This window comes from Kitasatospora sp. NPDC043949 (assembly GCF_056435365.1).
Window position 1 is genome coordinate 30,817 of sequence record NZ_JBWKEQ010000042.1, and the last position, 14,689, is coordinate 45,505.

At 75.2% G+C, this 14,689-nt stretch carries 2 protein-coding genes; both read right to left on the reverse strand.

Annotated elements, in window-relative coordinates; translation table 11 throughout:
• Positions 1-84 precede the first annotated feature (84 nt).
• Positions 85-1,407: an MFS transporter gene (locus AC07AL_RS28530; RefSeq protein WP_478318704.1), complete on the reverse strand. Its 1,323-nt coding sequence runs from the start codon at positions 1,405-1,407 to the stop codon at positions 85-87.
• A 6-nt stretch (positions 1,408-1,413) separates the two neighbouring features.
• Positions 1,414-14,673: a non-ribosomal peptide synthetase gene (locus AC07AL_RS28535; protein WP_478318706.1), complete on the reverse strand. Its 13,260-nt coding sequence runs from the start codon at positions 14,671-14,673 to the stop codon at positions 1,414-1,416.
• Between the last annotated feature and the right edge of the window lie 16 nt (positions 14,674-14,689).

The following is a 14,689-nucleotide window of genomic DNA, read 5'->3' on the forward strand; positions in this document are numbered from 1 at the left end:
CCATGGGTCGGGAGGGAAGGTCAGGCAGGTCAGGTCAGGTCAGGTACGGGCAGGGCTGGCGGTTCGGGTGCTGCGGCGGTCCGGTCAGGAGACGGGACGCCCGGGGCGCTCGGGCAGCTCGGGCAACTCGGGCCGCTCGGGGAAGTCGCGCAGGCTCCGCAGCGGGCTCGCCAGCAGCACCCCTCCGGCGGAGAGCAGCACGCCCGCCATGATCCAGATGGTGGTGCGGGCGCCCAGCGCCTCGCCGAGCCAGCCGCCGGCCAGGGCGCCGACGGGGATCGCACCGTAGTTCAGGGTCGCCGCGCTGGCCCGGATCCGGCCGATCATCTCCGGCGGGCAGTAGGCCTGGTTGAAGCTTCCCGCCAGCACGTTCCCGGCGATCACCCCGCCCACCGCGACGGCCCAGGCGAGCGCGCACACCGCCAGCGGCAGCCGCTCCCCCGCGAGCGGCAACAGGAGGATGAACGGCGCCACCACCAGCTCGCAGAGCAGCAGTCCGCGCGCGCTGCCGAGCCGGCGGGCGATCCGCCGGGCCAGCGTCGCCCCGGCCAGACCGCCGACGCTGACCACCGCGAACACCATGCCCACCGCGCCCGGTTCGACGCCGACCGACCGGATCAGGAACACCGTCTGCACCGCCTGGATGCCGTTCAGCCCCAGGTTGCCGACGGCGCCGAACAGCGCCAGCGTCCGCAGGTACGGGTCGTGCACCAGGAAGCGCACCCCGTCGCCGATCTCCCGCAGGAGGCCGCGCCGCGCGGACCGCGGCGGCGGCTGCTCGACCGTCCGGATCCGGCTGACGCAGATCGCGGAGACCACGTAGCTGACGGAGTCCGCGAGCAGCCCGCTGGCCGCGCCGAACGCCTGCGCCAGCAGACCGGCCACGCCCGGCCCCGCGATGTCGGCCGCGGAGGCGCCGGAACGCAGCTTGACGTTGCCCTCCAGCAGGTCCTCCTTGCCGACCAGGGTCGGCAGCACGGCCCCGTAGGCGGTGGAGAAGAACACCTTCACGGCTCCGGTGAGCAGGGCCACCACCACCAGCTGCGGCATGCCGAGCACGCCCAGCCAGCCGGCCACCGGGACGCTCGCGAACAGCAGGAGCAGCAGCAGGTCGCAGACCAGCATCACCCGCAGCCGCGGCCAGCGGTCCACCCAGGCGCCGGCCGGCAGGCCGAGGAACAACCAGGGCAGCCAGGCGGCGGCGTTCAGCACACCGACCGCGAGCGGGCCGGCGTCCAGCGTGACGACGGCGACCAGGGCCAGTGCCACGCTCCCGACGGCCGTGCCGAGACCGCTGGAGGTCTCACCGATCCAGAGCCGGCGGAAGTCGCCGTGGGCCCACAGGCCCCACCGGCCGCGGGGCGGTCCGGTCGGCGGTGCGGCGGGTGCGGGGACGGTGGTGGTCATCGTGGATCACACTCCAAGCTTCTCGGCGAGCACGGCGGCGATCCGTGCGAGGGACTCCGGACGGGTCAGGTCGCCGTGCCCGCAGGCCAGGCGGTGGCTCTCGATCCGGCCGTCCAGGTAGGGCCGCCAAGCCTGCTCGTACGGCCAGTCGGCGGGCTTGTCGAGAGTGGCGCCGAAGAACACGGCGTCGCCCCGGTACTGCTCGGGCAGGTGCTCGGCCATCAGCTTGCGGTGCCGGTCGAACACCTCGGGCAGGACGTCCGCGGCCTCGCCGAGCACGGCCGCCAGGTCGGCCTGGCCGCTGCCGTCCGCCGGGTCGTAGCCCAGCGAGCGCAGCAACTCGGCCAGCGTGTCGGCCGGTTCGGTGGTGGGCGGGGCGGCGTCCGTGCGAACCGCCGGGGCGCCGTCCAACAGGGCCAGCAGGCCGACCGGCGCGCCCTCGGCCCGCAGCCGGACCGCCATCTCCTGGGCGACCACCGCGCCGAAGGACCAGCCCAGCAGGTGGTACGGGCCGGACGGGTGCACCGCGCGGATCTGCCGCACGTAGTCCTCGGCGATCTCGGCGACGCTCGCCGGCGCCCCGCCGCGCAGGCCACGGGCCTGGAGGCCGTACATCGGCAGCTCGGGGTCGAGGTGGCGCAGCAGCCCGGAGTAGACCCAGCTGATGCCGGCCGCCGGGTGGACGCAGAACAGCGGGGCCCGGTCGCCGCCGGTGCGCAGCGGCAGCAGGACGTCCAGGGCGTCGGCCGCCGGGCCCTGGTCAAGCCGGCGGTCGAGCCCGGCCACGGTCGGCGCCTCGAACAGCGCCCGCATGCCGAGGTCGACGCCGAGGGCGGTGCGGATCCGGGAGAGCAGCTTCATGGCGAGCAGGGAGTGTCCGCCGAGGTCGAAGAAGCCGTCGTCGATGCCGACCCGCTCCAGGCCGAGGGTCTCGGCGAACAGCGTGCACAGCAGGCGCTCCCGCGGGGTGCGGGCCGGGCGGCCGGCCGGCAGGGCGGCGAAGTCCGGTGCGGGCAGAGCGCGGTGGTCGACCTTGCCGCTGCCGGTCAGCGGCAGGGCGGGCAACGCGACGAAGGCGGCGGGCACCATGTGGGCGGGCAGGGACTCGGCGGTGAAGGCCCGCAGCCCGGCCGGGTCGAGCGGACGGTCGGTGACCAGGTAGGCGACCAGCCGGGTGCCGCTGTCGTCCGGTCGGACGACGGCTGCGGCGACCTCCGGGTGGCGGGTCAACGCCTGCTCGATCTCGCCGAGTTCGATCCGGAAGCCGCGGATCTTCACCTGGTCGTCGGTGCGGCCCAGGTATTCCAGCTCGCCGCCGCAGGTGCGGCGGACCAGGTCCCCGGTACGGTACATCCTCGTACCCTCGGCGAACGGGCTGGCGACGAAACGCTCCGCCGTGAGCGCCGCGCGGCCCAGGTAGCCCCGGGCCAGACCGGCCCCCGCCAGGTACAACTCCCCCGGAACACCGGCCGGCACCGGATTCAGGTGCTCGTCCAGCACGTACCCGGCAGTCCCGGCGACCGTCCGGCCGAGCACCGGCCGGTCCGCGCCGTCGAGCGGCTGCACCAGCGCGTCCACGGTGCACTCCGTCGGACCGTACAGGTTGTACGCCCGAGTCCCCGGCGCCTCCCGCAACCGCGTCCACAGCGCCTGACCGACGGCCTCACCGCCCAGCAGCACGAGCTTCGGGGCGGGGGCGTCGAGCAGTCCCTCCTCGACCAGTTGGGCCGCGAAGGACGGGGTCGAGTTCACCACGTCGAGGCCGTGCGTGCCGACGTGGCGGACCAGGGCGGCTGCGTCGAGGCGCAGGTCGTCGCCGATCAGGTGCAGCTCGTGCCCGGCGACCATCCACAGCACGCCGTCCCACGAAGCGTCGAAGCACAGCGAGGCCGTCAACGCGACCCTCCGCCGCTCCTCACCCGCCATCAGCTCCATCCGGTGGCCCGCCAGCAGCGCCGCGAGACTCCCATGCGACACCACCACCCCCTTGGGGCGACCGGTCGAACCCGACGTGTAGATCACGTACGCCGCATCCGCCGCGCCCAGCCGACGGCTCGGACTCCCGCCCGGACCGGGCACATCCGTGACATCCAGAACGGACAACCCCGCCAGCACCTCCGGCAACGGCCAACGCCCGTCACTCAGCACCAGCACCGGCGCCGCATCCTCCAGCGTGTACGCCGTCCGCTCCGCCGGATACGACGGGTCCAGCGGCAGGTAGACACCACCGGCCTTCAACACCGCCAGCAGCCCCACCACCGACTCCACCGAACGCGGCAGCGCCAACGCCACCACCGACCCGGGGACCACCCCGGCGGCGATCAGCCGGTGCGCCAACCGGTTCGCCCGCGCGTCCAGCTCCGCGAAGGTCAACGCAACGCCCCCGTGGACCAGCGCCACCACCTCCGGAGTCGCCACGGCCTGAGCCTCGAACACAGCCGGAACCAACGGCACCTCCACCGCCAACGGCACCACCCCGCCCAGCAGTTCGACCCGCTCGACCGGGGACAGCAGCTCCGCCCGACCGATCGGCTGGTCCGGCTCGGCCGCCACGGCCGCCAGCAGCCGGCCGAGCCGGAGGGCGATCGCCTCGGCCGTCTCCCGGTCGAAGAGGTCGGTGGCGAAGTCGATCACGCACTCCAGGCCGGCCGGGGCGCCGTCCGCGTCGAAGGACTCGCCGATGCCGACGCTCAGGTCGAACTTGGCGACCGCGCCACCGGACGGCTCGACGGAGACGTCCAGACCGGCCGCGTCGAGCGGCGCCGCGTCGCCGTCGCCCTGCATCACCAGCATGACCTGGAAGAGCGGGTGCCGGGCCAGCGAGCGGGCCGGGTTCAGCTCCTCCACCAGCCGCTCGAACGGCACGTCCTGGTGTGCGTGCGCGTCGAGTTGGGTCTCCCGGACGCGGGCCAGCAGTTCGGTGAAGCTCGGATCTCCCGAGGTGTCGGTGCGCAGCACCAGGGTGTTGACGAAGAAGCCGACCAGGTCGTCCAGCGCCTCGTCGGACCGCCCGGCCACCACCGAACCGATCGGCACGTCGGTGCCCGCGCCGAGCCGGGTGAGCAGGGCGGCGAGGGCGGCCTGGACGGTCATGAACATCGTCACCCGCTGCGAGCGCGCCAACGTCACCAGGTCGCGGTGGAGTTCGGCGCCCAGCGGATGGACGATCCGGTCGCCGCGGTGGCTGGCGACGGCGCCCCGGGGGCGGTCCGCCGGGAGCGCCAGCTCCTCCGGGAGGTCGGCCAGCGCGTCCCGCCAGTAGGCGAGTTGGCGACTGAGGAGGCAGCCCTGGGCCTGGCCTTCGCCTTCGCCCTCGCCTTCGCCGAGCAGCTCACGCTGCCAGAGCGCGTAGTCCGCGTACTGCACCCGCAGCGGCGCCTGCTCGGGCGCGGCGCCCGCCACCCGCGCCGCGTAGGCCACGGCGAGATCGCGCAGCAGCGGGCCCATCGACCAGCCGTCACCGGCGATGTGGTGCAGCACCAGGACGAGCAGGTGCTCGTCCCGGCCGGCCGGGATCAGGTGGGCCCGGATCGGCAGTTCGGCGGCGAGGTCGAACGGGCGCGAGGTGCAGGCCTCCGGCGCGGTGCCGCCGGGCAGCGGCTCGACGGGGACGCGGGCCGCCTCGGCCGGTCGGATCCGCTGGTACGGGGTTCCGTCCTCCTCCTCGATCACCGTGCGCAGGCTCTCGTGCCGGGCCACCAGGTCGCCGAGGGCGAGCACCAGGGCCGCGGCGTCCAGCTCGCCCGTCACGCGGAGCACGAGCGGCAGGTTGTAGAGGGCGCTCGGGCCCTCCATCCGGTCGATCAGCCAGAGCCGCTGCTGCGCGAAGGACAGCGGCACCCGCTCGGGCCGCTCGGCCCGGGCGCTCAGCGCGAGCCGGTCGCAGCCCGCGTCGAGGCGGCCGGCGAGCCCGGCCGCGGTCGGCGCCTCGAAGACGTCCCGGATACCCAACTCCACACCCAGCACGGACCGGACCCGGCTCAGCAGCCGGGTGGCGAGCAGCGAGTGCCCGCCCAGCGCGAAGAAGTCGTCGTCGGCGCCGACCGCGTCCAGGCCGAGCACCTCGGCGAGCAGGCCGCACAGGATCTCCTCCTGCGGGCTACGGGCCGTCCGGCCGCCGGCCGCCGCCAGGGCGGCGAAGTCCGGGGCGGGCAGAGCACGGCGGTCGACCTTGCCGCTGCCGGTCAGCGGCAGGGCGTCGAGCGGCACCACGGCGGCGGGCACCATGTAGCCGGGCAGCGACTCGCCGGCGAACCGGCGCAGCGCGTGGGCGAGTTCGGGGGCGGCGGCGCCGTCCACCGCGCAGTAGGCGACCAGCCGGCGGTCTCCTTCGCTGCTCTCCCGAACGGTCACCACGGTCTGGCGGACGGCGGGGTGGCGGGTCAACGCCTGCTCGATCTCGCCGAGTTCGATCCGGAAGCCACGGATCTTCACCTGGTCGTCGGTGCGGCCCAGGTACTCGATCCCACCGTCGCGGGTACGACGGACCAGGTCCCCGGTGCGGTACATCCTCGTACCCTCGGCGAACGGGCTGGCGACGAAACGCTCCGCCGTGAGCGCCGCGCGACCCAGGTAGCCCCGGGCCAGACCGGCCCCGGCGAGGTACAACTCCCCCGGAACACCCGCCGGCACCGGGTTCAGGTGCTCGTCCAGCACGTACCCGGCGGTCCCCGCGACCGTCCGGCCGAGCACCGGCCGGTCCGCGCCGTCGAGCGGCTGCACCAGCGCGTCCACGGTGCACTCCGTCGGACCGTACAGGTTGTACGCCCGGGTCCCCGGCGCCTCCCGCAACCGCGTCCACAGCGCCTGGCCCACGGCCTCACCGCCCAGCAGCAGGAGGCCCGGCGCCGGTGCTTCCAACAGTCCTTCTGCCAGGAGCTGTTCGGCGTACGAAGGGGTGACCTCCAGGACGCCGATTCCGGCCTCGCGCACGTGGCGGACCAGCAGGGCGGCGTCCCGGCGGACCTCGTCGCCGATCAGGTGCAGCTCGTGCCCGGCGACCATCCACAGCACGCCGTCCCACGAAGCGTCGAAGCACAGCGAGGCCGTCAACGCGACCCTCCGCCGCTCCTCACCCGCCATCAGCTCCATCCGGTGGCCCGCCAGCAGCGCCGCGAGGCTCCCGTGCGACACCACCACGCCCTTGGGGCGACCGGTGGAGCCCGACGTGTAGATCACGTACGCCGCATCCGCCGCGCCCAGCCGACGGCTCGGACTCCCCTCCGGACCGGGCACATCCGTGACATCCAGAACGGACAGCCCCGCCAGCACCTCCGGCAACGGCCAGCGCCCGTCACTCAGCACCAGCACCGGCGCCGCATCCTCCAGCGTGTACGCCGTCCGCTCCGCCGGGTACGACGGGTCCAGCGGCAGGTAGACGCCACCGGCCTTCAACACCGCCAGCAGCCCCACCACCGACTCCACCGAACGCGGCAGCGCCAACGCCACCACCGACCCGGGGACCACCCCGGCGGCGATCAGCCGGTGCGCCAGCCGGTTCGCCCGCGCGTCCAGCTCCGCGAAGGTCAACGCGACGCCCCCGTGGACCAGCGCCACCGCCTCCGGAGTCGCCACGGCCTGAGCCTCGAACACGGCCGGAACCAACGGCACCTCCGCCGCCAACGGCACCACCCCGCCCAGCAGTTCGGCCCGCTCGACCGGGGTGATCAACGGGAGCAGCCCGATCCGGGTGTCCGGCCGCTGGACGGCCGCCGTCAGCAGCCGCGCGAAGTGGCGGACGACCGTCTCGGCCGTCTCCCGGTCGAAGAGGTCCGTCGCGAAGTCGAGCGCGCAGTCGATCCCGGCGGGTTCGCCCTCCGGGTCGAAGGACTCCTGGGCGATCAGGTTGAGGTCGAACTTGGCGACTCCGGTGGCCGCCGGCAGCGCCTCGCCCCACAGGCCGGTGGGCGACGCGTCGGCCTGCTCGTTGTTCTGGAGCACCAGCATGACCTGGAAGAGCGGGTGGCGGGCCAGCGAGCGGGCCGGGTTCAGCTCCTCCACCAGCCGCTCGAACGGCACGTCCTGGTGCGCGTAGGCACCGAGGTCGGTCTCCCGGACGCGGGCCAGCAGTTCGGTGAAGCTCGGATCGCCCGAGGTGTCGGTGCGCAGCACCAGGGTGTTGACGAAGAAGCCGACCAGGTCGTCCAGCGCCTCGTCGGACCGCCCGGCCACCACCGAACCGATCGGCACGTCGGTGCCCGCGCCGAGCCGGGTGAGCAGGGCGGCGAGGGCGGCCTGGAGGGCCATGAACACCGTCACCCGCTGCGAGCGCGCCAACGCGACCAGTTCGCGGTGGAGTTCGGCACCCAGGAGTTGCGACACCCGGTCACCGTGGTGGCTGGCGACGGCGCCCCGGGGGCGGTCCGCCGGCAGCGTCAGCTCCTCCGGGAGGTCGGCCAGCGCGTCCCGCCAGTAGGCGAGTTGGCGGGCGGCCAGGCTCTCCGGATCGACCTCCTCGCCGAGCAGCTCTTGCTGCCAGAGCGCGTAGTCCGCGTACTGCACCGGCAGCGGCGCCCGATCGGGCGCGGTGCCCGCCGCCCGGGCCTCGTAGGCCTCGGCGAGATCGCGCAGCAGCGGGCCCGTCGACCAGCCGTCGCTCGCGATGTGGTGCAGTACCAGGACCAGCACGTGGTCCTGGTCGGCGGTGCGCAGCAGGACGGCCCGGAGCGGGAGTTCGGTGGCCAGGTCGAAGGCCCGGCGAGAGGCCGCGTCGACGGCCTCGGCGACCTCGTCGGCCGGGCAGTCCCGGACGTCGAAGGGCACCGCCGCCGCGTCGGCCGGGCGGATCAGCTGGTGGGGCTCGCCGTCGGTCTCGACGATCACCGTGCGCAGGCTCTCGTGCCGGGCCACCAGGTCGCCGAGGGCGAGCTCCAGGGCCGCGGCGTCCAGCTCCCCGGCCAACCGCAGGGCCAGCGGCGAGTTGTAGAGGGCGCTCGGGCCCTCCATCCGGTCGATGAGCCAGAGCCGCTGCTGCGCGAAGGACAGCGGCACCCGCTCGGGCCGCTCGGCCCGGGCGCTCAGCGCGAGCCGGTCGCAGCCCGCGTCAAGGCGGCCGGCGAGCCCGGCCGCGGTCGGCGCCTCGAAGACGTCCCGGATACCCAACTCCGCACCCAGCGCGCCCCGGACCCGGCTCAGCAGCCGGGTGGCGAGCAGCGAGTGCCCGCCGAGGGCGAAGAAGTCGTCGTCGGCGCCGACCGCGTCCAGGCCGAGCACCTCGGCGAGCAGGCCGCAGAGGATCTCCTCCTGCGGGGTGCGGGCGGCCCGGCCGCCGGCGAGGGCGGCGAAGTCCGGGGCCGGGAGCGCGGCACGGTCCAGTTTGCCGTTGGCGTTCAGCGGCAGGGCGGGCAGCGGCACGATGGCGGCCGGGAGCATGTAGCCGGGCAGTGTCTCCGCGGCGAAGGCGCGCAGTCCGGCCGGGTCGAGGGGGCCGTCGGCGACCACGTAGGCGACCAGGCGCAGGCCGCTGTCGTCGGGCAGGACGGCGGCCCGGTGCACCTGCGGGTGCGCGGCCAGGACGCTCTCGATCTCGCCGAGTTCGATCCGGAAGCCGCGAACCTTGACCTGGTGGTCGGTGCGGCCGAGGTACTCCAGCTCGCCGTCGCGGGTGCGGCGGACCAGGTCCCCGGTGCGGTACATCCTCGTACCCTCGGCGAACGGGCTGGCGACGAAACGCTCGGCGGTCAGCCCCGGCCGGTTCAGGTAGCCCCGGGCCAGCCCGGCCCCGGCCAGGTACAGCTCCCCGGGGACGCCGACCGGCACCGGGTTCAGGTACTCGTCCAGCACGTACCCGGCGGTCCCGGCGACCGTCCGGCCGAGCACCGGCCGCTGGGTGCCGTCGAGCGGCCGGGTGAGGGCGTGCACGGTGGACTCGGTGGGGCCGTACATGGTGTGGCCGGCGGTCAGCGGGGACGCGCACAGCCTGCTCCACAGGCCCTGGCCGATGGCCTCCCCGCCGAGCAGCAGCAGCTTCGGCGCGGGCTCCTCCAGCAGGCCCTCCTCGACCAGTTGCTCGGCGTACGAGGGGGTGACGTGCAGCGTGTCGATCCCGGTCTCGCGCACGTGGCGGACCAGCAGGGCGGCGTCCCGGCGGACCTCGTCGCCGATCAGGTGCAGCTCGTGCCCGGCGACCATCCAGAGCACGACCTCCAGCGAGGCGTCGAAGCAGAGCGACGCGGTCAGCGCGGCCCGCAGCCGGCCGTGCGCCGCCTCGGCGTCCGCGATCATCGTGGCCCGGTGGCCGGCCAGCAGGGCCGCGAGGCTGCGGTGCGGCACCAGCACGCCCTTGGGGCGGCCGGTCGAGCCGGAGGTGTGGATCACGTACGCGGCGTCCGCCGCGTGCAGGCGGGGCCTCGGGTCCTGGGCCGGGCCGGGCTCGTCCGTGACGTCCAGGACGGGCAGGGCGGCCAGCAGTTCGGGCAGCGGCCAGCGGGCGTCGGTCAGCACCAGGGCGGGCGCGGCGTCCGCGAGCATGTGCGCCGTCCGCTCCGCCGGGTACTCGGCGTCCAGCGGCAGGTAGGCGCCGCCGGCCTTGAGCACCGCCAGCAGCCCGACCACCGTCTCCGCCGAGCGCGGCAGGGCGAGGGCCACCACCGATCCGGGGGCCACCCCGGCGGCGATCAGCCGGTGCGCCAGCCGGTTGGCCCGCGCGTTCAGCTCCGCGAAGGTCAGCGCGGTGCCCGCGTGGACCAGCGCCACCGCCTCCGGGGTGGCCGCGGCCCGGGCCTCGAACACGGCCGGGAGCAGCGGCGGTTCCCCGGCCGACGCGGGGCCGGCCGTCAGCGCGGCCCGCTCGGCCTCGGGCAGGACCTCGGCGGCGGTGACGGCCAGGTCCGGGTCGGCGGCGGCCTGCCGCAGGATCAGGACCAGCGCGGCGCCCAGCCGTTCCGCCGTCTCCCGGTCGAACAGGTCGGTGGCGTACTCCAGCCCGCCCGCGAGCCCGCCCGGGGTCCCGTCCGCGCGGTGGCGCTCGGTCAGCGACAGCTTGAGGTCGAACTTGGCGGTGCCGTAGTCGACGGGCTCCTCCGCCGCCGCCACACCGGGGAAGGACGGTCCGGCCTCGGCGGCGGTGGCGAAGGTCAGCATCACCTGGAACAGCGGGTGCCGGGCCAGCGAGCGGACCGGGTTGAGCTCCTCGACGAGGCGCTCGAACGGCGTGTCCTGGTGCTCGTACGCCGCGAGGTCGGTGTCCCGGACGCGGCGCAGCAGTTCGGCGAAGCCCGGCCGGCCGGAGAGGTCGGTGCGCAGCACCAGGGTGTTGGCGAAGTAGCCGACCAGGTCGGTGACGGCCTCGTCGAGGCGGCCGGCGACCGGAGTGCCGATCGGCAGGTCGGTACCGGCGCCGAAGCGGTGCAGCAGGGTGGCGTAGGCGGCCTGGAGGACCATGAACAGGGTCGCGCCGTGCTGGGCGGCGAGCTCGCCGAGGCGGGCGTGCAGTTCGGCGTCGAGTTCCAGCGGGACGACGGCGCCGCGGTGGGTGGCGACCGGCGGCCGGGGGCGGTCCACGGGCAGCGGCAGCTCCTCCGGCAGGTCGGCCAGCGCGTCCCGCCAGTAGGCGAGTTGGCGGGCGGCCAGGCTCTGCGGGTCGTCCTCGTCGCCGAGCAGGGCGTGCTGCCAGAGCGCGTAGTCGGCGTACTGGACGGGCAGCGGCTCGCCGTCGGGGGCGCGGCCGGCGAGCCGGGCCCGGTAGGCGTCGGTGAGGTCGCGGTAGAGCGGGCCCAGCGAGGCGCCGTCCCCGGCGATGTGGTGCAGGACGAGGACCAGGACGTGCTCGTCCGGGCCCTCGGGCCGCAGGTAGGCGTGCAGGGGCAGGTCGGCGGCCAGGTCGAAGGTGTGGCGGGCGAGTTCGTCCACCGGCCGGTCGGTGGTGGTGAGCAGCGGGGCGGTCGGCCCGCCGAGGATGTGCTGGTGGGGGGTGCCGTCGTGGACGGCGAAGACGGTGCGCAGGGCCTCGTGCCGCCGGACGGTGTCGCCGAGGGCGTCGGCCAGGGCGGCGGGGTCGAGCGGGCCGCGCAGCCTCAGGGCGAGGGTCACGTTGTAGGTGGCGGCGGGGCCCTCGGCCTGGGCGAGGAACCAGAGGCGGCGCTGGGCGAAGGAGAGCCGCACCCGGTCGGGCCGGGGGCCGGGCCGCAGCGCCGGGCGGGCCGGGGCGGGCACGTCGGCCGCGCGGTCGGCGAGCCGGTCGGTGAGCCCGGCGACGGTGGGGGCCTGGAAGAGGTCGCCGATGGCGAGTTCGATGCCGAGTTCGGCGCGGGCCCGCCCGGTGAGGCGGGTGGCGAGCAGCGAGTGGCCGCCGAGGGCGAAGAAGTCGTCGTCGATGGTGATGTCGTCGATGCCGAGCAGGTCGCCGAAGAGCTCGCACAGAGCCCGTTCGCGCTCGTCGCGGGGCTCGCGGCCGGTGCCGTCGGCAGCGACGTCCGGGGCGGGCAGGGCCCGGCGGTCGACCTTGCCGTTGGCGTTGAGCGGCAGCGCGTCGAGCAGGACGACGGCGGCGGGGACCATGTAGCCGGGCAGCGTGGTGCCGGCGAAGGTGCGCAGCTCGGCCGGGGTGAGCGAGGCGTCGGCGGTGCAGTAGGCGACCAGCCGGGTGTCGCCGGGGCGGTCCTCACGGGCGATCACGATGACCTGGCGCACGGCGGGGTGGCGGGAGAGCGCCGCCTCGATCTCGCCGAGTTCGATCCGGAAGCCGCGCAGCTTGACCTGGCCGTCGATCCGGCCGAGGAACTCCACGGCGCCGTCGGCGCGCAGCCGCACCAGGTCGCCGGTGCGGTACATCCTCTCCCCGGGCGCGTACGGGCAGGCGACGAACCGCTCGGCGGTCAGGCCCGGACGGTTCAGGTAGCCCCGGGCCAGCCCGGCACCGGCGATGTACAGCTCTCCCGGGACGCCGGGCGGGACGGGGCACAGCCGGGCGTCGAGGACGTAGCTGCGCATGGCGTCGAGCGGGCCGCCGATCGGCACCCGGGGGCCGTCGAGGTCGGCGTGGACGAGCGGGTGGTGGGTCGCGAAGGTGGTGGTCTCGGTGGGCCCGTAGACGTGGGCGAGCAGCAGGTCGGGGCAGGCGTCCAGGACGCGCCGCATCAGGGTGCCGGAGGCGGCCTCGCCGCCGGTGCAGACGACCCGCAGGGCGGCGAAGGTCTGCGGGGCCTGCTCGGCGACGAGGTCGAACAGGGCTTTGGTGAGGAAGACGGCGGTGACGTCGTGGCGGGTGGTGACGGCGTGCAGGGAGGTGGCGTCGAGGGCGCCGGGCGGGGCCACCACGACGGTGCCGCCGGCCAGCAGGGGCGTCCAGATCTCGTAGGTGGCGGCGTCGAAGGCGTGCGGGGAGTGCAGCAGGACCCGCTCGTGCCGGCCGTCCTGCCAGCGCCGGTCGGCGGCGAGGTCGAGGACGTCGCGGTGGCGGACGGCGACGCCCTTGGGGCGGCCGGTGGAGCCGGAGGTGTACATCGCGTAGGCGAGCTGGTCCGGGTGGACGGGCACGCCGGGGCGGTGGGCGGGGGCGGCCGCCTCGTCGCCGGGGCGGACCACCACGGCCCGGTGCGGGAAGCCCGGGTCGGCGCGGTCGGTGAGCAGCACGGGGGCGCCGGTGTCGGCGAGCACGTCGGTCATCCGCTCGGGCGGCAGGCCGGGGTGCATGGGCACGTAGCAGCCGCCGGCCTTGAGGATCGCCAGGGTGGCGACGACGACGTCGACGGAGCGCTCCATCAGCATCGCGACGGGGGTCTCGGTGCCGACGCCGAGGGCGATCAGGTGGTGGGCGAGGCGGTTGGCCCGGGCGTCGAGTTCGGCGTAGCCGAGGGTGCCGCCGTCGTGGGCGAGGGCGGTGGCGTGCGGGGTGCGGTCGGCCTGGCGCTCGAAGGACTCGGCGAGGGTCCCGGGCCGGCCCGGGGCGCCGGTGGCGTTCCACTCGGTGAGGATGCGGGTGCGCTCCTCGGGGGCGAGGACGTCGAGGGTGGCGATGGGGGCGTGCGGGTCGGCGGCGGCACCGGTCAGCAGCAGGCCGAGCCGGTCGGCCAGGGCGGCGACGGTGGTGTGGTCGTAGAGGTCGGCGGCGTACTCGATCGAGCCGGTGAGCCCGGCGGGGGCGCCGTCGGGGCCGTGGCGTTCGGCGATGCCGATGTTGAGGTCGAACTTGGCGACCCGCAGGCCGATCGGTTCGGGTGCGGACTCCAGCCCGGGCAGGTCGAGTTCGGCGTCCTGTCCGTGGTTCTGGAGCACCAGCAGGGTCTGGAACAGCGGGTGGCGGCCGAGGGCGCGGGTCGGGTTGAGCTCCTCGACGAGGCGCTCGAAGGGGATGTCCTGGTGGGCGAAGGCGTCGAGCTGGGCCTCCCGGACGCGGCCGAGCAGCTCGGCGAAGCTCGGGTCGCCGGACGTGTCGGCGCGCAGCACGAGGGAGTTGACGAAGAAGCCGACCAGGTCGTCCAGGGCCTCGTCGGCGCGGCCGGCGAGGCCGGTGCCGAGCGGGACGTCGGTGCCGGCGCCGAGCCTGGTGAACAGTGCGGCCAGGCCGGCCTGGAGGACGGTGAACAGGGTGGTGCGGTGCGCGCGGGCGAGGTCGAGCAGGGCGCTGTGCAGGTCGGCGCCCCAGGTGAGGTCGACGGAGTCGGCGGCGCCGGTGGGGGCGGGCGGCCGGGGGCGGTCCGTCGGCAGCTCCAGTTCCTCCGGGAGGCCGGCCAGCGCGGTTCGCCAGTGGTCGAGTTGGCGGGCGAGCAGGCTCTCGGGGTCGCGCTCGTCGCCGAGCAGGTCGCGCTGCCAGAGCGCGTAGTCGGCGTACTGGACGGGCAGCGGCTCCCAGTGGGGGGCGCGGCCGACGAGCCGGGCCCGGTAGGCGGTGGCGAGGTCGCGCAGCAGCGGGCCGAGCGACCAGCCGTCGCCGGCGATGTGGTGCAGGACGACGAGCAGCACGTGCTCGGTCGGAGCGAGGGTGAACACCGTGACCCGGATGGGCAGTTCGCGGCTCAGCTCGAAGGTCTCGGCGGCGGCCGCGTCCCGGCGGGCGGGGTAGTCGTCCGGTGCGCAGTCCACGACCAGGAAGCGCGGCTGCGCCTCCTCGGCCGGCAGGATCTGCTGCACCGGGACTCCCCCGGCCACCGGGAACACCGTACGCAGGGCCTCGTGCCGGGCGACCACGTCCACCGTCGCGGCGCGCAGCGCGGCGGTGTCGAGCTCGCCGCGCAGGCGCAGGGCGAACGGAAGGTTGTACAGCGCGGTCGGCCCCTCGATCTGGTCGATCAGCCAGAGACGCTGCTGTGCGTACGAAACCGGGATCACGGTGCTTCCTCTACTC